General features: G+C 62.3%; 18 protein-coding genes. 16 read left to right on the forward strand and 2 right to left on the reverse strand.

What is annotated here, in order from left to right; all coding sequences use genetic code 11:
• Nucleotides 1–45 precede the first annotated feature (45 nt).
• The 3 genes from V4T21_RS14225 to V4T21_RS14235 all read left to right on the forward strand — a co-directional run bounded on the left by V4T21_RS14225 (nucleotide 46) and on the right by V4T21_RS14235 (nucleotide 1781).
• Nucleotides 46–603, forward strand: coding sequence for a LuxR C-terminal-related transcriptional regulator (locus tag V4T21_RS14225; protein ID WP_332717935.1), 558 nt, complete (start codon nucleotides 46–48; stop codon nucleotides 601–603).
• 42 nt (nucleotides 604–645) lie between these two features.
• Nucleotides 646–1203: a helix-turn-helix domain-containing protein gene (locus tag V4T21_RS14230; RefSeq protein WP_332717937.1), complete on the forward strand. Its 558-nt coding sequence runs from the start codon at nucleotides 646–648 to the stop codon at nucleotides 1201–1203.
• Between the two features lie 62 nt (nucleotides 1204–1265).
• Nucleotides 1266–1781 carry a GNAT family N-acetyltransferase gene (locus V4T21_RS14235; RefSeq protein WP_332717939.1) on the forward strand — a complete coding sequence of 172 codons (516 nt, stop codon included), beginning with the start codon at nucleotides 1266–1268 and terminating at the stop codon, nucleotides 1779–1781.
• 78 nt (nucleotides 1782–1859) lie between these two features.
• Here the strand turns inward: V4T21_RS14235 and V4T21_RS14240 are convergent, their stop codons facing one another.
• Complete coding sequence (locus tag V4T21_RS14240; RefSeq protein WP_332717941.1) at nucleotides 1860–2507, reverse strand: alpha/beta hydrolase family protein; 648 nt, start codon at nucleotides 2505–2507, stop codon at nucleotides 1860–1862.
• A gap of 143 nt (nucleotides 2508–2650) precedes the next feature.
• Between V4T21_RS14240 and V4T21_RS14245 the strand changes: the two genes are divergently transcribed.
• Nucleotides 2651–3421 carry a phosphodiester glycosidase family protein gene (locus V4T21_RS14245; protein WP_440589659.1) on the forward strand — a complete coding sequence of 257 codons (771 nt, stop codon included), beginning with the start codon at nucleotides 2651–2653 and terminating at the stop codon, nucleotides 3419–3421.
• 4 nt (nucleotides 3422–3425) lie between these two features.
• Here the strand turns inward: V4T21_RS14245 and V4T21_RS14250 are convergent, their stop codons facing one another.
• A complete protein-coding gene (locus tag V4T21_RS14250) occupies nucleotides 3426–6557 on the reverse strand; it encodes an AsmA family protein (RefSeq protein WP_332717945.1) in 3132 nt (1043 codons plus the stop codon).
• A gap of 399 nt (nucleotides 6558–6956) precedes the next feature.
• On the opposite strand from V4T21_RS14250, the gene V4T21_RS14255 reads away from it, so the two are divergent.
• The 12 genes from V4T21_RS14255 (at nucleotide 6957) to V4T21_RS14310 (ending at nucleotide 21198) form a co-directional block, all read left to right on the forward strand.
• A complete protein-coding gene (locus V4T21_RS14255) occupies nucleotides 6957–8207 on the forward strand; it encodes a M20/M25/M40 family metallo-hydrolase (RefSeq protein WP_332717947.1) in 1251 nt (416 codons plus the stop codon).
• Between the two features lie 338 nt (nucleotides 8208–8545).
• Nucleotides 8546–9808, forward strand: coding sequence for a M20/M25/M40 family metallo-hydrolase (locus tag V4T21_RS14260; protein ID WP_332717949.1), 1263 nt, complete (start codon nucleotides 8546–8548; stop codon nucleotides 9806–9808).
• A gap of 75 nt (nucleotides 9809–9883) precedes the next feature.
• Nucleotides 9884–10324 (forward strand): hypothetical protein, encoded by a 441-nt coding sequence (locus V4T21_RS14265; RefSeq protein ID WP_332717951.1) that lies wholly within the window; start codon nucleotides 9884–9886, stop codon nucleotides 10322–10324.
• A gap of 30 nt (nucleotides 10325–10354) precedes the next feature.
• The gene (locus tag V4T21_RS14270; protein ID WP_332717953.1) at nucleotides 10355–10882 is read left to right on the forward strand and encodes a redoxin family protein; all 528 of its coding nucleotides are present in this window, start codon (nucleotides 10355–10357) and stop codon (nucleotides 10880–10882) included.
• A 72-nt stretch (nucleotides 10883–10954) separates the two neighbouring features.
• On the forward strand, nucleotides 10955–11665 hold the full coding sequence (locus V4T21_RS14275) for an ABC transporter ATP-binding protein (protein ID WP_332717955.1): 711 nt from the start codon (nucleotides 10955–10957) through the stop codon (nucleotides 11663–11665).
• Nucleotides 11662–12867, forward strand: a complete 1206-nt coding sequence (locus V4T21_RS14280; protein WP_332717957.1) for an FtsX-like permease family protein — start codon at nucleotides 11662–11664, stop codon at nucleotides 12865–12867. Before V4T21_RS14275 ends, V4T21_RS14280 begins: the two co-directional genes overlap by 4 nt.
• Before the next feature lie 38 nt (nucleotides 12868–12905).
• Nucleotides 12906–13256, forward strand: coding sequence for a LysR family transcriptional regulator (locus V4T21_RS14285; RefSeq protein ID WP_332717959.1), 351 nt, complete (start codon nucleotides 12906–12908; stop codon nucleotides 13254–13256).
• A 10-nt stretch (nucleotides 13257–13266) separates the two neighbouring features.
• On the forward strand, nucleotides 13267–13779 hold the full coding sequence (locus V4T21_RS14290; protein WP_332717960.1) for a copper chaperone PCu(A)C: 513 nt from the start codon (nucleotides 13267–13269) through the stop codon (nucleotides 13777–13779).
• 21 nt (nucleotides 13780–13800) lie between these two features.
• Entirely contained in the window at nucleotides 13801–15147 is a 1347-nt protein-coding gene (locus V4T21_RS14295) for a hypothetical protein (protein ID WP_332717961.1), read from the forward strand.
• Nucleotides 15144–19319 carry a VWA domain-containing protein gene (locus V4T21_RS14300; protein ID WP_332717963.1) on the forward strand — a complete coding sequence of 1392 codons (4176 nt, stop codon included), beginning with the start codon at nucleotides 15144–15146 and terminating at the stop codon, nucleotides 19317–19319. The genes V4T21_RS14295 and V4T21_RS14300 overlap by 4 nt, the downstream gene beginning before the upstream one ends.
• 5 nt (nucleotides 19320–19324) lie before the next feature.
• Nucleotides 19325–20323: an AAA family ATPase gene (locus tag V4T21_RS14305; protein ID WP_332717965.1), complete on the forward strand. Its 999-nt coding sequence runs from the start codon at nucleotides 19325–19327 to the stop codon at nucleotides 20321–20323.
• A complete protein-coding gene (locus V4T21_RS14310) occupies nucleotides 20320–21198 on the forward strand; it encodes a DUF58 domain-containing protein (protein ID WP_332717968.1) in 879 nt (292 codons plus the stop codon). The genes V4T21_RS14305 and V4T21_RS14310 overlap by 4 nt, the downstream gene beginning before the upstream one ends.
• Nucleotides 21199–21251: the final 53 nt, after the last annotated feature.

The following is a 21251-nucleotide window of genomic DNA, read 5'->3' on the forward strand; positions in this document are numbered from 1 at the left end:
TGAGTAAGCCTTGCGTGGCGGCGCAGTAAGACGTATTATCACGTCATGCCTGCACCTTCTGCGCCGTCCCGGTTCGGGCTGGAAGAACTGCCCGTTCCTCTGGTTTACGCGACCCATCGCATCATCAGGGAAACCAACAGCGCATTTGCCGAGCTCTTCGGCTATGCCCTCGAAGATTTGCGCAATCAGAGCTTCAAGATCCTCTACCCCGAATTGACCGATTTCGTGATGGTGGGCGACCTTTGGCGCACCAATTTTGCCGGCGGCCGAAGCTATTCCGACGAGCGGATCATGCGCCGCCGCGATGGGTCGCAATTCTGGTGCAAGGTGCGCGGCCGATCCATGGACGAGGCCGATCCCTTTTCAAGGGCGATCTATTGTTTCGACGCCCTTTCCCGCCCCATTGCCGGCGCCAGAGCCCAACTCACGGCCCGCCAGCGCCAAATCGTAACGTTCATTGCCCAGGGAAAGACCAACGCCCAGATCGGCGCCGAACTGTCCCTGTCGCCACGCAGCGTCGAGACCCATCGCTATCGGCTTATCAAGAAACTGGACCTGAAAAACTCGGCTGAACTGATCGCGTGGTTCGCACGCGAGATATGAGGCCGGCTTTCTACACGCCAAATCGTCCACTATAATAGCACGATGGATGACCTCGACAAACGCATTGGGGCCCGCATCCGGATCGAGCGGGAAAGCCGGGGCTGGTCCCTGAGCGAGATGGCCGAACGCGCCTCCATCTCGCGGGCGATGATTCACAAGGTGGAACGAGGCGAAAGCAGCCCCACCGCCAAGCTTCTAGGCAAACTCTCGGGCGCGCTGGGGCTGAGCATATCGATGCTGGTCGCGCGTGCGGAGGTGACCCAGGGGCGGCTGCTCAAGGTCGCCGACCAACCCGTCTGGACCGACCCCGATACCGGATACGTCCGGCGGCACGTCTCCCCCCATTCGGACCTTCCCCTCGATCTGGTCCGCATCACCCTCCCGAGCGGCAAGGAGGTGCCAATGCCCGCATCGGCCTATGCCTTCGCCCGCCAGCTCATCTGGGTTCTGGAAGGAGAGCTCACCTTCCTCGAAGGCAGCGTGCGCCATCACATGACGGCTGGCGATTGTCTCGAGCTGGGCCCGCCGACCGACTGCGTTTTCGTCAACAGCGGGCCCGCCGATTGCACGTATCTGGTCGCCGTCCTGACCAAAAAGTGATATTGCGGCCATTAGTCCACTATGTTAGATGGCGTCGTCATTATAGTTGACGAGAGTGAACGATGAACATCCGGGACGCGGCCCTTGGCGATATCGCCGGCATTACAGCCATCCATAACGATGCCGTCGCGAACACGACCGCCATCTGGAACGAAACGGTGGTCGATGACGCCAACCGCGTTGCGTGGCTTCAGGACCGCACCAAGGCGAACTATCCGGTGCTTGTTGCGATCGATGACGATGACGAGGTTGTCGGCTATGCCTCGTTCGGCGATTGGCGGGCGTGGGACGGCTATCGGCATACTGTCGAGCACTCGGTCTATGTGCGCAGCGACCAGCGCGGAAAAGGCGTCGGGGCCGCTTTGATGCTGGCGCTGATCGAGCGGGCCCGGCACTGCGGCAAGCACGTGATGGTCGCAGGGATCGAAGCGGAAAACCTCGCCTCCATCCGCCTCCACGAAAAGCTCGGCTTTGAAAAAACCGGGCATCTGCGGCAGGTCGGAACCAAGTTCGGTCGCTGGCTCGATCTGGCGTTCCTCCAGCTTACCCTCAATTCCGCCGATCCCTCCGGCAAATGACATACGCTTCTCTGGCCATTCTCATCGTCGCCGGCGCGGCCCTGGTCGTATCGAGACCCGTGTGAGCGGATAACCGCTCTATCGACCGGCGATTTTCCCCGTCCACTCCACCACCGCCTTCGCCACCGTCTGGAGATGGTCTGCAGCCGTGAAGCCGGAGATGGACTTGCGCGGCTTGAGATCGTGGTCTCCATCTTTGAGCCAGAGCAGCTCGATGGCCGGGGAGAGAGCATACCCAGCCACCTCGTCTCGCGTGCCGAACGGGTCCCGCGTGCCCTGGCAGATCAATGCGGGACAGCGCAGGTCGGCCAGATGAGCCGTACGCAATTGCTCGGGTTTTGCGGGCGGGTGGAACGGATAGCCAAGGCACAGGAGCCCCGCGATCCGGCCTGCCGTAAAAAGCTGATCGGTGATCATGCTGGCCACGCGCCCGCCCATCGACTTCCCCCCGATGACGAGCGGACCGTTCGCCGGGCCGAGATCGTCGACGGCGGCCAGATATTCGGACAGGAGACGCTCGGCCTTGGGCGGCGGTTTTCTCCCCTCGTTGGCCCGCCGGGCAGCCATATAGGCAAATTCGAAGCGCGCCACCCTCAGCCCCGCCTCCGCAAGGGCCTTGGCAACCGCACTCATCGAGGCCGAATCCATCGGCGCGCCCGCGCCATGCGCCAGCAGAACCGTTATGCGTGCCTCATCCGGGCCGTCGAAAAGAAAATCAGTGCTCATCGTTCCCGCCTGCTCCATCGCCTCGGCGCGGCATCTTCGCGGAAACGCGGCATGTCGGTAAACCCCTGTCTTAAGAAATCCGCGCTGTGCTGCTAGGAACCGGTTCGCTGATTTGAAACGGGGAATACGACATAGCCGCACGGATATTTTTCAAAAGCGCCCCATGGGCGATACTGGCCTTGTTCGCCATTCTTCTCACGCTATCGCCAGCAAAAGCGCAAGACTGTGCCCAGGAGCGTTTCGAAGGCGCGCGCTATACGGTCTGCACCATCGACCCGGCCACCTCGGACCTGCGGCTTTTCTGGAAGAACGCCGAGGACGAGCCCTATCGCACCTTCTCCAACCTTGCCGACGCGCTCGGCGAAGAGGAGCAGCGATTGGTCTTTGCCATCAATGCCGGCATGTACCAGTCCGATTTCTCGCCCGTAGGCCTTTATGTCGAAAACGGCGAGGAGCTGCGCCCCGCCGATACGACAACCATCGAAGGCCGGCCCGCCCAAATCCCCAATTTCTACAAAAAGCCGAACGGCGTCTTCTTTCTCGGCGAAACCGGCGCCGGCATCTTGCCAACCGACGCCTTTCTCGAAACCCAGCCGGACGCGCGCTTCGCAACGCAATCGGGTCCCATGCTGGTCATCGACGACCAGTTGCATCCCGCGCTCATTCCGGGTTCGACCGACAGGACGCGCCGCAGCGGGGTCGGCGTCTGCGAAAATGGGCAGGTCCGGTTCGCGATCAGCGATGGCGACGTCAACTTTCACGATTTCGCACGGCTGTTCCGCGACCAGCTGGCCTGCCCCAACGCCCTTTTCCTCGACGGCGGTCGCGGCGCCGGCCTCTATTTGCCCCAGATGAACCGCAACGATTTTTCCTGGCACGGCGGATACGGCCCGATCTTCGGCCTTTTGGAATAGCCGATCAGGGCGCCCCGATCTGCTCCAAAAGATTCCTGATCATATCGGCGTTTTCCGGAACGGCCTGCGGCGCAACCGCATCGATAAGCCTGTCCGTCAAATCGGGCTGCACGGGCGTTTCTTGCGGGGCTTCAGGCGCTGCCGATGCAGCCGTTCGAGGATCGCGCCGGGGAAGAGGAAGCGGCTCGGCCGGCAAGGCGGCAGCGCTCTCCGTCTCGGGAGCCATCTGAGTAGGTTGGGTCGGTGCTTCCGGCGTTTGGGCGGTTTGCCCGACGTTTTGCTGACCAAGCAACGTATTGAGGAAATCCTGCCCATTTGCGGGAATGGCGCCGGTCTCCCCGCCCGAAGCGCTGCCGGTCAAACCGCCGATCAACCCCGTCAGAACGCTCTCGGAAACCGCATCGGTGCCGCCGCCGAGAACGTTCTCGAGATCGATCTCGGATGCACCCGCCGCCAGTTGGCCCACACTGCCGCCCAGTTGAGACAGGGCCTGCAACGCTTGATCGGGGTTGGCGAGAATCCCTGAAACATCGGGATAGATGCTCGGGCCGGCCAGCGCGCCGGTGACGATGATCGGCATGCCGAGCCCGGACACGTCGAACTCGCCGCCCTGCCCGTCGAGCGATCCGACCACACGCGGGTCGAGCCGCATATCGATGCTCTGGGCGGCAAGGTCGATATTGCCCTCCCCGCTCATGCGCACCAGCGGACCGAGCAGTCTCAGATCATCGAACCGGCCGACCCCGTTTTCGATCCCCACCGACACCGAAAGTTCAGCGAACTCGGTCCTGGCATCTTCATTCTCGGTGTAGCCGCCATTGATCAGCGATTGAACGTTGCGCACGAGGCCGGCCACATCGATGCCGCGTATCGCGCCATCCGAGAACATCACGCTCACCGGCCCCTTCAGCGAACGCGCGAATATTTCGCTGTTGTTGCCAGAGCCATCGACCTGCACTTCTGCCGTCAGCCTGCCCTCGATGTGCTGGAAACCTGCAGCGTCGGTCAGGAACGGCAGCGCCTCGACACCGTCCATCCCGGCAGCAAGCGCGATGACCGGAACTTCGCCAGCGCCATTGGCCGTCACATTGGCCGTCACGGCACCGCCATAGAACGCGGCCTGGGGCACCCCAAGCGTTGCAACGCCGTCCGCCACCGAAAGGGTCGCCGTGGCCGGCCCCGCCTTGATGCTGCCATAGCCGATCTGGTTGGCCGTGAGCCGGATATCAGCATCGAACTGGCGCAATATGGCGAGATCGATGGCCGAAGGTCCTGAACTGGGTGTGGCCGCGGTCGTGCTTCCACCGGTCAGCCGGGTAAAGTCCAGCGTATCGACGTTGAGCGCCGCCGTAACCTTCGGCTTGCCTCCCCGCGTCACCGACAACGAGCCTCCCGCGTTGATATCGTCGAGCCCGATACTGGCCTCGCTCAGCGAGAATTCGGTATCGGTGACGGCTACGGCGCCGGAAAAGGCGAACCGGCCCAGCGGGGTCCCGGTATCCTGACCGAACCAGCCCAGTGCCCGGCTCAGGGAAGCCGCCGAAATTTCCGCGCGGCCGGAGGCTGCGCCAGTGAGCGCCACCGTTCCGGAAAAATTCGCATTGACTGGCTGCGACCTGAAATCGATCGACGCCGTGCCCGGCTGCCCCATGAGCAGATCGGCCAGCGCGAGCGTGCTATCGAAGCCGATCGCCTCGCCATTCCACTGGGCAGTGCCCGAAACGGCCAACGGTTGCCGGATATCCTCGATGCGCGCCGTGGCATCGAGCGCATTAACGACACCCGCGCCCGCCCCAGCCACGCCTTCCAGTTGCGGCATCTCGATCCTCCCATTGGAAATCGAAACCGCACCCCGCATGTTGATCGAGTTGCGAATGCTCTCCGCATCCATTCCAAAAAACGCATAGCCCAATTGCGACGACAGCCGGCCACTCACCGGCGCCGTTTGCCCCGCCAGCGCCATGAGGCTTTCGATATCGATGGAAGCGAGATCGAGAGTGCCGCTCGATTGGAGACGGTCGGCGGTAAGGTCCACGAGCATGCCAGCATCGAGGCTGCCCCCGGCAATCTCCGACGAGCTCACATTGGCATCCAACTGCCCATTCAGGAGCTGCGCTCCAATCACGACATCCCGCGCGATGGCTTGACCGGCCTGCATGGCCTCGGCGCGCAACTCGATATCGGCGTCAAAGCCCCTCAGCGCCGAAAGATCCGCCCCACTGCTCTGGGCTTCAGTCGATGCGCCGGCGTTTGTTTCCACCGGCTCCCAATCGGAATAATCGAGGACGCCGGCTCCCACCCTTGCCATGATGAACGGACGCTCGCCCGGCACATAGCTTGCGTCGAGCCGCATCGTCTGGCCGATCGAGTCGATTTCACCACCGGTGATGCGGTAGCTTCCGTCATCGGCGAGCTGGATATTCCCCGATGCGGTGAGATCGGCGAGAACCGGGTGCGGGGGCTGTTCGGTTTTCGCCGAAAGCGAGAACGCAGCGGGCTGCCGGTCCAAAAGATCGCGCAGGGACCCGATATCGGCCGCGAGCTCCATCCTGTTGCCGTCCACAATTCCCGAAACGGCAAGCGAAACCGGTTCGCTGATGCCGGGAACCGACAAACGAAGTTCGATATCGCCGGCTATCGGATCGATGACGCCCTCGCGATTTTGGGCGACCTCGCCATCAGTAACGTCCAGGTGGTCGATCGATAGCCTTTCAAGGTAACCGGCCACGACTTCGAAAATATCCTGCCCCTCGATGGCCGGCTCCGGCTCGACAACGGGTTGGCCCTGCGCGGCGTCAGCCAAGACAATACGCGGGCTCTGCAATTCGATCCCCGTGATCCGTATCTGATCGGAAAACAGCGACATCAGATCGACCGAGGCGACCGACCGGGCGGACGAAACCGAAATTGCCCCGTCGCCCGAAACATAGGCCAGATCTTCGACCACGGCCCCGAAATCAGGAAGCACTGAAAAATGGATCGGACCGTTGAGAGAAACCTGAGCACCCGAGCTGTCGGAAAGCTGGCGCGCGAGCGCGGTCCGTAACGCATCGGAACTCAGCGCCAGGGGAATAAGGAACACCAATCCCGCCAGCGCGATGACAAAGAAGACCGCTCCAATAACCACCCTCTTCATGAAGCCCTCCATCGCCGCCGCGAATCAATGTTTCCGGCAATGTTGGAACGTCACTTGGTAAGGATGTCTTAATCATACTTCCGCCCGCCCTGATGCCATGACGGACCGATGCGCCCCTGAGGGAATGTGGTCGCAGCACTCGAAATCGCCAATACTGGTCGCTGAGGATATTAATATTATTAAAGGACATTACCAACCAAGCAACTTCGAACCAAATTCAATTGGCCATGATCATTCCCGCCGAAAAACCGAGTGTTGCACATTTTGCATTGGATGCGTTTTCTTTTCAGGATTATGGTGGAAGCGCCCAGGGGAGTGGGCATTGCCATTATCCGTAGAGGAGGAAATACGGTGTACTTCACAAAAAGCTTGTCTATCGCGGTCTTGTCGACCGCTCTCATGAGCAGCGGCTCCATCTTCGCCCAGGACGTCAGCGAGACTGCAGAAGTCATTTTCAACGATGCAAAATTCGAAGCTGCCATGGCGTACCTGCACGACAACTACGATCGCCAGATCGAGGAACTTGTCGAACTGATCGAGATTCCATCCGGTCCCTTCATGGAAGCCGAGATTTCAGCCCGATATGCCGAACTGCTCGCCGCCGACACTGCGCTCGAAAACGTCCATGTCGACGAAGAAGGCAATGTTATCGGCGAATGGCGCGGCACCAACAGCGACGGCAACTATCTCGTCGTTTCGGCCCACCTCGATACCGTTTTCCCTGAAGGTACTGACGTCACCGTCAACTGGATGGGCACCGAAATTCACGCTCCCGGCTCAGGTGACGACAAGGCAAGTGCAGCGGCGGTTCTGGCCTTCGCACGGGCCATGACAGAGGCGGGTGTCCAAACCGAGAGCGACATCCTGTTCGTCGGCACCGTGGGCGAGGAAGGCCCGGGCGATCTGCGCGGTGTCCGCTATCTGTTCACCGAAGGCGAATACAAGGACAACATCAGCGGCTTCTTCTCATTGGAAGGAGGCGGCCCGGGCCGCATCACCGCCGGCGGCACCGGCTCGCTGCGTTATCGCGTGACCTTCGAAGGCCCTGGCGGTCACAGCTATGGAGCATTCGGCACGGTGAACCCCTCCTATGCCCTCGCCAACTTCATGACCGCGTTCTCGGAAATCGAAGTGCCCGAAGAGCCCAAGACCACCCACAATGTGGGCATCATCGAAGGCGGAACCTCGGTCAACTCGATTCCGTTCTCCATGGCCGTGGACGTGGATATGCGTTCGGAAGACCCCGATGAACTGGAGAAGGTTCACCAGCAGTTCCTCGCGCTCGTCGACGAGGCCGCTGCCTATGAAAACGAACGCAATTCGACCGAGAATGGCGAGATCGTGCCTGTTCTCGAACTGATCGGCGACCGGCCGGCCGGCAACACCGATCAGGAAAGCGATCTGTTCAGGATCACGGCTGGCATTTTCGAAGCTGCCGGCCACGAAATTGAAATCGGCACCAGCTCCACCGACTCCAACATACCGATGAGCCTGGGCATTCCCGCGCTCACGATCGATGGAGCCCGTCCCCGCGGAGGCCGCTCTCACTCGCTCGACGAATGGGTCGACACCGACATCGAGATCGTAGGGCCCACGATGCGCAATACGCTTGCCATTATATTGGCCAATGCCGGCTACGTGGCTGAATGATCTGATTTTTTCACCCGGAGGGGTGGATGTCCCTCCCCTCCGGCACCTGTGGAATTCAGCATTTTTTCAATTATCCGGACAAAAGCATGTAAACGTCCGTTTTTCTTACGAAAATCCAATAATAACATAAGTCATCACAGTCTTTCGCAACACCCTATCCAATAGTTGCATTGGATATATGGTTCATCGATCGGTATAAAACGGAGTGGGATTTTCCGTATACTGAGTCACGGACGCCCGCACAACGAGTAGCAAGAGGGATAGTGAGAACCAAAGGGATGTCTAAATTGAAAACTTTACGCTACGGCTTGAGTTCTGCTCTGGTGGCTACGGCATTAATGGCGAGCAGCTCGGTCGTCGCGCAGGAAGCAGCCGCCGAACACGTTGCGACGGTCGAGGCCATTCTTGCCGACAGCCAGTTCGAGACTGCCGTCGAGTACATGCGCGACAATTACGATCAGCAGATCGAAGAATTCGTCGAACTGGTGGAAATCCCCTCCGGCCCGTTCATGGAAGCCGAAATCTCGGCTCGCTACGCTGAACTTCTTGAGGAAGCCGGCCTCGAAAACGTCCATGTCGACGAGGAAGGCAACGCCATCGGAGAGTGGCGCGGCACCAATAGCGACGGTGATTATCTCGTCGTTTCGGCCCACCTTGACACCGTGTTCCCCGAGGGCACCGACGTCACAGTCAACTGGATCGGCACGGAAGCCCATGCTCCGGGCGTCGGCGACGACACCATGAGCACAGCCGTCATCCTGTCCTATATCCGGGCGATGAAGGAAGCCGGCATCGAAACGGAAAAGGACATCCTGTTCGTCGGCACCGTCGGCGAAGAAGGCCCGGGCGATCTGCGCGGCGTGCGGTATCTGTTCACCGAGGGCGAATACAAGGACAACATCAGCGGCTTCTTCTCGATCGAAGGCGGCACCGCCGGGCGCATGACCGCCGGCGGCACGGGCTCGCTGCGTTATCGCGTAACGTTCGAAGGTCCGGGCGGTCACAGCTACGGCGCATTCGGTACCGTGAATCCGTCCTATGCCCTCGCTCACTTCATGACCGCGTTCTCTGAAATCGAAGTGCCCGAAGAGCCCAAGACGACCCATAGCGTTGGCATTATCGAAGGCGGAACTTCCGTCAATTCCATTCCGTTCTCGATGGCCGTTGATGTGGACATGCGCTCGGAAGACCCCGAGGAACTCGAAAAAGTTCACCAGCAGTTCCTCGCGATTGTCGACGAAGCCGCCGCTTATGAAAACGAGCGTAATTCGACCGAGAATGGCGAAATCACCGCCAATCTCGAACTGATCGGCGATCGTCCGGCCGGTAATACCGATCCCGAGAGCGATCTGTTCCAGATCACTCATGCCGCCTTCACTGCCGCCGGGTACGAAGTTCCCGAGCCGGGCACCAGTTCGACCGACTCCAACATGCCGATGAGCCTGGGTATCCCCGCGCTCACAATCGGTGCGAACAGCGGTCGCGGCGGTCGTGGTCACTCGCTCGACGAATGGCTCGATACCGATATCGAACTGACCATTCCGGCGATGCGGGCCACCCTCGCCGTGGTTCTCGCCAACGCCGGGTACGTGCAGGAATAAGCGTCCCGTCCGGGATCAGCGCACACGATATCAGGTGGGACGGCCTCCGCCCCACCTTCAAAGAGGAGAGACACGATGATCAACAGACGTACATTCGGTGCCGGTCTCATGGCCCTCCCGCTCGTTGCGGCGGCTTCTCCGGCATTTGCAGCGCCCACGCGGATACGCATGGGCCAGCTCTACGATTACGACAACGACATGGCCTTTTCGGACCATGCCAACAATCTCGCTGGCACCGAGGTCGAGATCCAAGGCTTCATGGCCCCGCATCTGAAGGTGGATTCCGAATGGTTCGTTCTCTCGAACCAGCCGGTCGAAAGCTGCCCCTTCTGCGAGAGCGAAGACGACTGGATCGATACGATCATCTTCGTGGTCATGCGCGAAAAGCAGCCGGCCATCGATCCGGGCACTCTGATCTGGACGCGCGGAACCCTCGATATCGGCCCAGCGGTCGATGAGGCGACCGGTTTTGTGAGCCGTGTCCGCCTGCTCGAAGCCGATTTCTATCTCGCCTAAGGCGAGAGCCTTGTTGGAAAGTCGACGCCAATGCCTCGGAACCTCAAGTCCGGGCTCCTGATCGGCTGTCTCGTCATCGGGATGCTTGCAGCGGTTGGCGCGGGTTTTCTGTTGACCGGCGAGCCTGCATCGATCGCCCGGATTGGCGAAGCCCTGCCGAGCGTGAACCTGCCGTCGGTCGAAGGGATAGAAGGCTCGGGCGTGGAACTGGAAGGGGCAACGGGCCGGGTCACCATCATCAACGCATTCGCGAGTTGGTGCCTGCCCTGTCGGGAGGAACACCCGCGACTGCTGGAAATCGCCGAGCGTTACGATGTGCTGATCGTGGGTATGAATGTCAGCGATCTTCCTGAAAACGCAGAGGCTTTCCTGGAGGAACTGGGCAATCCGTACGATCTGATAGGAGCCGACCCGCGCCGGGAGACTTTCCTGGAACTGGGCTTGGTGGGAATGCCGCACACTATCGTGACGGATGCCTCCGGGGTGGTGCGCGCGAGTCACCCAGGTCCGATTACGGATCGGTTTGTCAATGAAACGCTTCCGGCGCTGCTCGACTGAGCGCTGGCTGGCAGAGGAATTCTGAGGAACGGGCCAAGCCGATTGCATGGCCCGATGAGGGGAGCCGAGAAGGTGATTGCGTTTGAGAATGTATCGGTGCGTTTCGTCGATTCCGCCGGAACGACCATCGATGCCCTGAAGTCGGTCTCGCTTCAGTTCGAGCCGGGCGTGTTCCACGCCATCATAGGACCGTCAGGGTCGGGCAAGACCACACTGCTGCACGTCGTCGCCGGCATTCTCAAGGCCACGTCCGGCACCGTTCGTACGAATGATCACAACCTTTCGGAAATGCGCGAAGGCGCGCGCGACGCCTGGCGGCGGAACCATTGTGGCCTGATCTTTCAGGATTTTCGGCTCATCGATGAATTGAGCCCCCTCGCCAACACCATGGTGCCGGGCTGGTTCGGCCGAACTCCGCCCGGGGTTAATGTGCGCGAAAAAGCCGAACAGCTTCTCTCCCATTTCGACGTGCCCCAGCGCGCCGGCCCGGTTTCGATGCTATCGCGCGGACAGCAGCAGCGCGTCGCCATGGCGCGGGCACTGGTTCTCTCGCCCGAGATGATCCTCGCCGACGAGCCTACGGCCAGCGTCGACAAGACCAACGCACTGCTCATCATCGACGAGCTGGCCCGGCTCGCCCACGAGGGCAAGACGGTGATCGCCGTCAGCCATGACGACAGGGTCGCCCAGCGGGCCGATCGTGTCCTGGAAATCCGCGATGGGGTTCTGTTCGAAGATCCCCACGCAATGGATACGGCAATCGTCGAGGAGGCACGTTCATGAACCCCTGGCCCATCGTTTTCGCGTCCCTCCTGCGCTTCCGCTATACGGCGCTTGCCTTCATCTTTCTGATCCTGGCGGGCACCGCGCTCTCGGTCGCCATCACCTCGCAGGAGCGCGCGCTCAGAAGCGGCAGCGCCAATGCGGCCGAAAAGTTCGATCTGGTCGTTTCCCCCGTGGGCAGCCGCACCGATGCGCTCCTGACCTCGGTTTACCTGCAGCCGGGCTCGTCCCGCCTGCTTTCGCCCGAAGTCACCGCAAACCTGCTCAATGACGAACAGGCCAGTTTCGTCTCCCCCCTGGCGTTCGGCGACAGCCATCGCGGCTATCCCATCATCGGGGTCACCGGAGAACTGGTCACCCATCTGTCCGACGGCACCTTGCCCGAAGGACGGGTGTTCGCCGACCGAAACGAAGCAGTCGCCGGCAGCGATGTCGATATTGCCCTGGGGCAAACCTTTTCGCCCAGTCATGGCGTCCACGCCGCAGCCGATGAAATGGAAAGCGAAGGCCATGACGTCGATATCACCATCGTCGGCCGCATGGCGCGCACCGGCTCGCCCTGGGATCGGGCGCTGATCATTCCCGTCGAAACCGTATGGGGCGTTCACGGCCTCGAAGGCGGCCAGAACAATACGCTTGGCCGCCCCTATGCCGAAAACGCCGTTTCAGGCATTCCGGCAGCCGTCATCCGCGCCGAAAGCGTCGCCGATACGTACCGGCTGCGCCAGAAATACAATACCGACGAGACGATGGCCTTCTTCCCCGCCGAAGTGCTGATCCAGCTCTATACGACGCTGGGCGACGTTCGGCAGGTCATGACCCTCATGTCACTGGTGACCCAAGGGCTGGTCATGCTCTCGGTCGTTGCGAGCGTTCTCATCCTCTTCCGGCTTTTGATGCCGCAATTCGTGACGCTGCGCGCCATCGGAGCGCCCCGGCTTTACATCTTCCTCATCGCCTGGGGCTTCGTCGCCATCCTCTTTACGGTCGGCATCATCCTGGGCGTCGGGTTCGGCTATCTGGTCGCCCTCGTCCTCAGCAGAGTGATTGAAGCCCAGATCGGCATCGCCCTGACGCCGATGATCGGCCAGCCCGAGCTCTTGCTGGCTCTCATCCTTTGGGGATTGGGCCTGGTGATCGCCCTCCTGCCGGCGCTTTACCTGCAACGCCAACCCCTCGCGGCGGCGATGAAGGCCTATTGATCCAAGAAGAGACGGGACAACGGTCGGGAGGGATCGTCGTGGATATCAGTTGGCTACAAGACTTTTTGACAGTCGCCGAGACCAAGAATTTCACCAAGGCCGCCCAGCGCCGAAATTCGTCTCAGGGCGCGTTCAGTCGGCGGATTCAGTCGCTGGAGGCCTGGCTTGGAACTCCTCTTTTCGATCGGAGCATCTTTCCGGTCGAGATGACCCCTGAGGGGGAACGCTTCCACGAGCACGCCCGCGATGTGCTCGAGCAGATCCTCAATGCGCCTTTTGGTTTCTCAGGGCTCGACAACACGGCGCCGAAACCATGCATCTTCTCGACCCACTCGCCCTGGCCCGACCGCAAAGGGCCGACCAGACACAGGAAAACAGCCACCAGATAGGAGGTATCAGATGAGAACCCTGCCCGCAGCCATCGCCCTTGCCGGCGTGCTCGCCATTTCCGGCTTTGCCGCGGCTCAGGAACACGACGGTCATGACGACCATGACGATCACGATCACCACACGGCCGAAGTGGGGACGATCAGCGTTACCCACCCCTGGGCGCGTGCGGCATCCGCCGGGCAAAGCACGTTGGTTTTCATGGAGATCGAAAACGCCGGCGATGCCGACATCCTCGAGGACATCCACACCGATATCGCCGCCTCGGCCAGCGTCGTGGGGGTGAGCTTTGCCGGCGGCGACCAGAGCCTGCAACCGCTCGAAGAATTTGAAATTCCTTCCGGTGATTTCGATTTCGACCCCGCAGGCGTCGCCATTCTGCTCGAAGGTCTGACCACTGCCCTCGAGGAGGGCGACGAGTTCGAACTGGAGCTTGTCTTCCATTCCGCAGGTGAATTGCCTCTCCATGTCGAAGTCCAATCCGCCACTGCAACCCAGCACAGTCATGCGGGCCACAGTCACTAATCCCCTGATCGCGCGGCCGTCATGACCACGGCTGCGCATCCGGACCTCACCGCGACGGGCATCGCGCGGTTTCTGGGCGCCTTGCGCAGCCGTTGGCTGCGGGTGCGCGCCTTTGAATGCGTCCTCTGGGGAGTCTGTTCCGGCGCCCTGGCAGCTCTTGTGCTGCGGCTCGCGACCGACCTTACCCCTTCGGCGCTTTGGGCCACCGCCATTCTGGCTACCCTCGCCGGCCTCGCGATCGCGGCCATCCTGACCGCCCTTCGCCTGCCCGACCAGCACAAGATCGCCCAACTGGCCGATCGCCGGCTGGCGCTTCAGGAAAAGCTGTCGAGCGCGCTCGAACTCTACCGCTTCGATACCGCGCGCGGGTTGGTGGCAACCGCCCTGCTCGCCACGACCGACGCGGCCATCACGCAAATCGATCCCCGGCGCTTCGAAGCCTATTTCTCGGCCCGGCGCATCGCGCTCTCGGTCACAGCTTTCCTGCTTGTCGCGGCTGCGTCCGCCGCTTTTCTCTGGGCACCTTCCCCATCCTCGCAAGCAGCAGGAACCCTCACAGCCACCGAGATTTCGGAAATCGCCCAGGCCCTCGCCGAGGATGCAGCGTTGCGCCAGGACGAGGAAATGACGGCCATCGCCGAAGAACTCGAAGAGCTGGCCACCCAAGCCGAAGAGACGCCGCCACAAGAATTGGCCCGCGATCTGGAAGACCTCTTTACCCGCGCCGGCTCGCGATTCGGACAGAATCCGGCCCATAACTGGCCCCCCTTTCAGGGCGAAAATTCCGGATTGGCGGCACGCATCGAAGAGTTTCGCGAAAACCTCGCCATGAGTGGCCCAACCTCCAGCCCATCGGCCGGCGCGTCCGAAACCGCGACCGGTGTCGATATCCCGACCGACGATATCCGCGCCTCTTCACTCCCGCCGATGTCGGACGAAAGCGTGAGCCTGGGCCTCGCTCCGCCCGAAGGTCAGACCGAAGGCGGCGGGCTCGAGGACGACGGCACCAGCCACGACCTCGAAATGCCACCCACCCAGATGAGAGGCGAGGCCGAGGGCGCAGGCACCGGGCTGAGCAATTTCGCCGGCGCTGGCGAATTGCCCGAGGAGCTGGCGCCCATGACCGACGCCGGGCCCCCGGCCGGCTTCGGCGAAGTGCGCGAACTATCCTCCGCGCAACCCGAGGATGGCGCAACCACCCGTATCGGCATGGAAACCGACGAGCGCGCAACCGCCGTCGAAGACAGCGTCACCGCACGTGCATGGCCCCGCCTCGAAAGCGTTCCGGTCGATCGTGTGCCGGTTCCCTCCGCCGCTGCCGGCGCCGTGGAACGCTATTTCGCCCGCAACAAGGATCAGGAACAATGAGCCTTCTGGTCCCCTGGATGCTGGGGCTGCTGGCGCTGGGCGGCCTCATCTGGCTCCTGCACGCCCGGCAGCGCAGCGAAGTGGCCGTTTCCAGCCTGATGATCTGGCAACGGGTCCTCGAACGGCAGTCGCAATCGATCAGGGCCTCATGGCGTCCGCGCATCAACTTGTTGATGGTGCTCCAACTGCTTGCGCTCGTCGCCTTGGTGCTGGCTCTTGCCCAGCCCTTGTTCGGCGCAAACCGGAATGTGGACCACTGGATCTACGTCCTCGACAATTCCGCCTCCATGCAGCGCGGCGGCTCGGAATCCGCGGGCCAGCATGCGCGCGATCTCCTCGCCGACCGGTTCGCGCAAGCCGCCCCGAATGCGCGCGTGTCCCTGCTCGTGGCCGGCATCCAAGCGCGCCCGATCTTTTCGCGCCAGCCCGCAACGGCCGAAGATTTGGCGGACCGGGGAACAAATCTTCCTCCCGAGGACGGCAATGCCGATTGGGAAGGCGCTGCACGCCTCATCTCGGCGCTGCACACCACCGGGGAAACCACGCAAATCGTGGTTCTCTCCGACGCCCCCGTTCCAGACGAACTGCGTACGATCAGAGAGGGCGACTCTACGCTCGAAACCGTCATCGTCGGCAGCAATGACGGCAATGCCGGCCTCAGCGCCTCTCTTGAGCGAAACAGTGAAACAGGCCTGTGGACAGCCCAAGGCCATGTGCGGTTTTCCGGCGATCTGAGCGAAGCCCCCCTAGCGCTCGATTATTTGCCCCCCGATGGCGGCGAGCCGGTCCTTCTTGCCGAGGAGGTCGTCAGGCCCATCGACCCCGACGAGAAAAGTGCCCCCTTCGCCTTCTCCTTCGAGGCGCCCGGCCCCGGCATCGTCGTTGCCCATATCCCGGACGATGCCGCCACCTTCGACAACCGCGTGTTTTTCACCGTCTCCGATCAGCCCAACATCGCCCGAATCCTCCATATCGGAGCCGGCGAGCAACCTCTGCTCACCGCCCTTGCCGCCGTCGACGGAGTCGAGATTACCGAAGCTGCCGGCGAAACCGACGACATGGACGGCTACGATCTCGTAATTGTCGACGGCATGACCCTGAGCCGCGAGCCCCAAACCCACGCGCTCTGGATCGGTGCTGCTGGAACGGCCGAAACGCCCGTTCCCATCGCCGAGACGCCGATCGAGCCGACCGGTTGGCGCAGCGGCCACAAACTGGCCGGAAACATCGCCTGGCAAGCTCTCAGCATCGAAACCACTTACCAATTGCCCCTTCGCGCCGACGCCGAAACACTGGTCAGCCGTCACAACACGCCCTTGCTCGACATAGCCGAGAACGAGACCGGACTGGACATCCGCCTCGCTTTCGATCCAAGAGCCAGCAACTGGCCGACCCAGACCGGTTTCGTGGTCTTTGCCTCCCAACTTCTCGACTGGATCTCCCCTGCCTCGGGTGCCTTCGTCGGCCAGGTCTGCATGGTCGGCCAACCCTGCGATATCGATCCGCGCCTCGCCGGCGGCACGTTGAACCGGGTCGATAACCCCGACACTGCGGCGATCACCGTCCCCGCATCCTTCATTCCCCACCGCGCCGGCCTTTTCGAGATCACAAAAGGCGACATGCGGCTGACCCTGCCGGTCCATCCCCCAGCTATCGGAGATTTCCCCGAAGCGCCTTCATCCGACCAAGGCGCTTCCGACCTACCCTCCGCCCCTATCGCTCTCTGGCCGTGGCTTGTGACCGGGGCGGCAATCCTGCTCGTCATCGAATCCGTTCTGGCCCGCCGTCGCCGCGACGCACCCAAGGGCTTGCTGCGCGCCTTCGCGATGCGCGCCATCGCGCTCGTCTTCGCTCTTCTCGCCATAGTCGATCTGCGGCTTCCCTTTCCCGCACAGGATATGGCGCTGATCGTGGTCGCAGCCACCCCCCAGACCCCGACACCAGCCCAGACCACAACACTCATCCTCACCGACCACCCCCCGGCAGATACAGGCAACATCGACGCGGCGATAGGCATCGATGGCGGCCTGACCGATGCGACCCGGCTCGCCGCCTCCATGCTGCCGACCGACATGCCCGGTCGCCTGCTCGTGGCCGATGCCGCCCTCGAACGCGACAGCGCCTTTGCGCTGGGAACCGAATTCGCGGCAAGCGGCATAATCGCCGACGTTCTCGCCCCCAACACGCCACAGCCGAACGATCTCTGGATCGAAGCACTCGACGCCCCGCCACTCGCCTATTCAGGCGACGCCTTTGCGCTTCAAGCCCGCATCGGCGCGGGCAATGCAACCGTTGCCGAACTCGTGGTCACCCACAATGGCGATCCGATCTTTGCGGAAACCTTCGACCTTCAACCCGGCACCAATCGCGTCACCATCCCGGTCGAAAGCCTGGACGCAGGCGAAAGCATCTTCGAGGTCGCCGTCAATTCCCCCAACGATCCCGAACCGCGCAACGATCGCGCCGGCACGGTCCTCGACGTCGCCCCAGCGGGACGGATCGCCGTGCTCTCGGGAGAAACCGCCCGAGGGCGTCAATTCGCCGACATGCTTGCCACCCAGGACCTGATCGCCGAGACCATCACCCCCGAAGCCGCCCCGCCCGAGAGCGCGGGCTGGCAGGCCTATGATGCGCTGGTGCTCATGAACATGCCCGCCTCTTCTCTCACCACGGCGCAGCAGAGAGCCATCGAGACGGCGGTGCGCAGCGACCAATTGGGGCTTCTGATCCTCGGCGGGGCCAACAGCTTCGGCCCCGGCGGCTATCTCGAAACCCCGCTCGACAGCGTATCCCCGATCTCCAGCCGCGTGCCACGCGACAAGCCCGGCGTGGCGCTGGTCTTCGTCCTCGATCGCTCATCGAGCATGGCCCAGCCCGTCGGCCCTCTCACCCGCCTCGATATCGCGAAACAAGCAACGCTCGCCGCCATATCGCTTCTGGACGAGGACAGCAGCGTCAGCGTCGTCGCTTTCGATTCCGCCGCGCGATTGGCCCTTCCCCTGACCAGTGTTTCCGAAGCCGGGTTCATCGAACGCTCTGTCAACCAGATTTCATTGGGCGGCGGCACGGCCCTGCAGCGCGGGCTGTCAGCCGGGCTCGAGCAGATCCGCCGCACCGACGCGGCGGCCCGGCACATCATCCTGATGACCGACGGGTTGAGCCAGCCATCCGATTATTCGGTCCTCATCAACACCCTCAACGACAATGGCATCACCCTCTCCACCGTCGCCATCGGGGAAGAGGCCGATCGCGAACTGGTCGAAGGCCTCGCCGAGCAGGGCGGTGGCATCTTCCACGCCACCAATGATTTCGAGGCCCTGCCCTCCATCCTCTCCCAGGAGGCAATGCGGCTGGCCGGCGATCCCGTCGAAACAGAACCGGCCACGCCCTATTGGGTCGAGCGCGATCTGGCGTTCCTCCTCGACATGCCCGGGGACCTGCCCCAAATCGAAGGCTTCGTCCTCACCACCCCCAAGCCCGAAGCCCACACCATGGCCATGGTCGACGACAGCACGGGCCAGCCCGTGCCGTTCATGGCTTATTGGCAATATGGCCTGGGCCAGGTGATGGCCATGACCACCGATGCCTCGGGAGACTGGACGCGGAACTGGCAGGATGCCGACGATTACCCCCGCCTTTTCAGCCAGTCCCTGCGCATGTTCCTGCCCTCCTCGTCGGGCCCGGGCGAAACAGCGGTCGGGCTCGACGATGGCACGATCCGGATCGCCGCGAACGGCGTCGGCAACGCGGCAGGGATGGATTTGGTGCTTGCCGAAGCGGATGGTCTCACCCGTCCGCTGCCGTCCCAATCGACGGGCGAGCGGGCCTTCAGCGCCAGTTTCCGCCCGCAAGGCGTCGGGCCCTATCACCTCTCCTCGCCAGAGGATGCCTGGACGGTAACCGGTTACGCCAACTACCCCGAAAGGCTCAATTGGAGCCAGCGCGAAAACCATGCCCCCCTGATCGCCACGCTGACCGGCGGCTCGGTCATCGCGCCGGAAAGCGATTATGCATTGCCTCCCGTCAGCTACTGGATCGAAAAATCCATATGGCCGCTGTGGGTCGGCCTGGCGCTGCTTTTCTTTCTCTCCGACCTCATCATCAGATACTTTGGGCTGGCATGGCCGCGCCGGTCCAAACCCACCCCAGCCAGCGCACAGACCACAGGGTAACGACCATGACCAATATCGCATCCACAATCCCAGCCGAACTGGAATCCCTGCTCGAGAGATTGCGCGAAGCTCGGACGGAAATTTCCAGCATCGTGGTCGGACAGGAGCAGGTGGTCGACCAGATGCTCATCGGGCTGATGGCCGGTGGTCATGTGCTGCTCGAAGGCCCTCCGGGTGCGGGCAAGACGCTGCTCGTCAAAACGCTGGGCGACGTCACGGGGTTGAGCTTCGCCCGCGTACAGTTCACGCCCGATCTGATGCCCGGCGACATCACCGGCTCGCTCGTCCTCACCCCCGACGAGAGCGGACGCAACGTGCTCGAATTCCAGCGCGGCCCGATCTTCACCCAATTGCTCCTGGCCGACGAGATCAATCGGGCAACCCCGCGCACCCAATCGGCGCTTCTCGAAGCGATGCAGGAACATACGGTCAGCGCGGCGGGCAAGAGCATGAAGCTCCCCTCCCCGTTCTTCGTGCTGGCCACGCAAAATCCCATCGAAATGGAGGGCACCTACATCCTGCCCGAAGCCCAGATCGACCGCTTCATGTTCCGGATCGACGTGCCCTACCCCAGGATCGACACCCTCACCGAAATTCTGCGCATGACCACCGGCGAGGCCATGTCCCGCGCCCGTGGCCTGCTGCACCCCGAAGACATCCTTGCGCTCCAGCGTTTCGTGCGCAGCGTTCCGGCCGCCGAACACGTCCGCCGCGCGGTCGCCACCCTCGCCGCCTCGACCCAGCCGGATCAGGCCGATGCCCAGACCCGGCGCCACATCCAGTTCGGCCTCAGCCCGCGCGGCTCCCAGGCCATGATACTGGCCGCCAAGGCCAACGCCCTGATGGCCGGTCGCTTCAACGTCGCGCGCGAGGATCTCGAAGCGGTGCTTTTGCCCATCGTTCGCCACCGCATCCATCTCACCTATCAGGCCGGAGCCGATGGCGTTACGGTCGATGATGTGGCCAAATCGCTTTTCGACCGACACATAAGGAGCGCGCTGTGAGGCCGCCCTCTCACCTCCTCGATCGTCTCAAGCGCGATCGGCTCCGCCTGCACATGGCCAAACCGAGCACCGGCTTTGGCGAACGGCGGTCGCGCCAGAAAGGGGTGGGCCTGGAATTTGCCGAAAGCCGGCCGTTCCGCGAGGGCGACGATCTCAAAAATCTCGATCCGCGCCTCTCGGTGCGCACTGGCGAGAGCTATATCCGCGAATTCTTCTTCGAGCGCCGGGCCAGCGTGCAGATCGTTCTGGACACCAGCGCATCGATGATGTGGCCCGATGGTTCCAAGCTCGAACTCGGCAAGCTGATGGCCAACGTCATGGGCTTCGTCGCCCTCATCTCGGGCGACGCGGTTCAAATCGTAAGTTCGAACCGAGCCTGCCCGCATTTTTCCCCCTGGTTCCAGGGCGAACGACGCAGCCATGCGCTTTTCGACCATCTCGACCAGATAACCCCCGACTGTGACGCGCCATTCGCGGCCCTCATGGACGGAGCGCTATCGTTCTTGAAACGCAAGGGGCTCATCATCCTCATCGGCGATTTCCTTGAAGAAAGACTGCCGGATTTTCTCCGCGCCATCGCCCATGGCGACAAGGATATCATCCTCATCGATCTGACCCACAAGGACGAGCGCAATGCCCCTCTCTCCCCCGGCGCCTATTCCCTGATCGGCTCGGAAGAAGAAACCCCTCTCACCCTCTCCCTCGACCCCAATTTGCGCTCCCTCTACCAGCAGGAATTCGCGGCCTGGAAAGAACAAATCCGGACACAAACGATCCACCATGGCGGCCGCCACATGACCCTCTCGGCTCCCTTCGACGGCCGCCTGGACGCCTTGACCGAACAACTGCACTTCTGCCTGCACGATCGGGATTAAGGGCACCAATGCCGGCGGCGAAAAACTCGCCGCCGGCAAAAAGCACTTGCGAT

Origin of the sequence: Pelagibacterium mangrovi (assembly GCF_036662815.1) — a bacterium.
Taxonomy (GTDB): Bacteria; Pseudomonadota; Alphaproteobacteria; order Rhizobiales; family Devosiaceae; genus Pelagibacterium; species Pelagibacterium mangrovi.

Bases quoted from the DNA above. Each gene is read 5' to 3' on its own strand.
- V4T21_RS14225 (WP_332717935.1), top strand. From the start codon at position 46: ATGCCTGCACCTTCTGCGCCGTCCCGGTTCGGGCTGGAAGAACTGCCC.
- V4T21_RS14230 (WP_332717937.1), top strand. From the start codon at position 646: ATGGATGACCTCGACAAACGCATTGGGGCCCGCATCCGGATCGAGCGG.
- V4T21_RS14235 (WP_332717939.1), top strand. From the start codon at position 1,266: ATGAACATCCGGGACGCGGCCCTTGGCGATATCGCCGGCATTACAGCC.
- V4T21_RS14240 (WP_332717941.1), bottom strand. From the start codon at position 2,507: ATGAGCACTGATTTTCTTTTCGACGGCCCGGATGAGGCACGCATAACG.
- V4T21_RS14250 (WP_332717945.1), bottom strand. From the start codon at position 6,557: ATGAAGAGGGTGGTTATTGGAGCGGTCTTCTTTGTCATCGCGCTGGCG.
- V4T21_RS14255 (WP_332717947.1), top strand. From the start codon at position 6,957: ATGAGCAGCGGCTCCATCTTCGCCCAGGACGTCAGCGAGACTGCAGAA.
- V4T21_RS14260 (WP_332717949.1), top strand. From the start codon at position 8,546: ATGGCGAGCAGCTCGGTCGTCGCGCAGGAAGCAGCCGCCGAACACGTT.
- V4T21_RS14265 (WP_332717951.1), top strand. From the start codon at position 9,884: ATGATCAACAGACGTACATTCGGTGCCGGTCTCATGGCCCTCCCGCTC.
- V4T21_RS14270 (WP_332717953.1), top strand. From the start codon at position 10,355: ATGCCTCGGAACCTCAAGTCCGGGCTCCTGATCGGCTGTCTCGTCATC.
- V4T21_RS14280 (WP_332717957.1), top strand. From the start codon at position 11,662: ATGAACCCCTGGCCCATCGTTTTCGCGTCCCTCCTGCGCTTCCGCTAT.
- V4T21_RS14290 (WP_332717960.1), top strand. From the start codon at position 13,267: ATGAGAACCCTGCCCGCAGCCATCGCCCTTGCCGGCGTGCTCGCCATT.
- V4T21_RS14295 (WP_332717961.1), top strand. From the start codon at position 13,801: ATGACCACGGCTGCGCATCCGGACCTCACCGCGACGGGCATCGCGCGG.
- V4T21_RS14300 (WP_332717963.1), top strand. From the start codon at position 15,144: ATGAGCCTTCTGGTCCCCTGGATGCTGGGGCTGCTGGCGCTGGGCGGC.
- V4T21_RS14305 (WP_332717965.1), top strand. From the start codon at position 19,325: ATGACCAATATCGCATCCACAATCCCAGCCGAACTGGAATCCCTGCTC.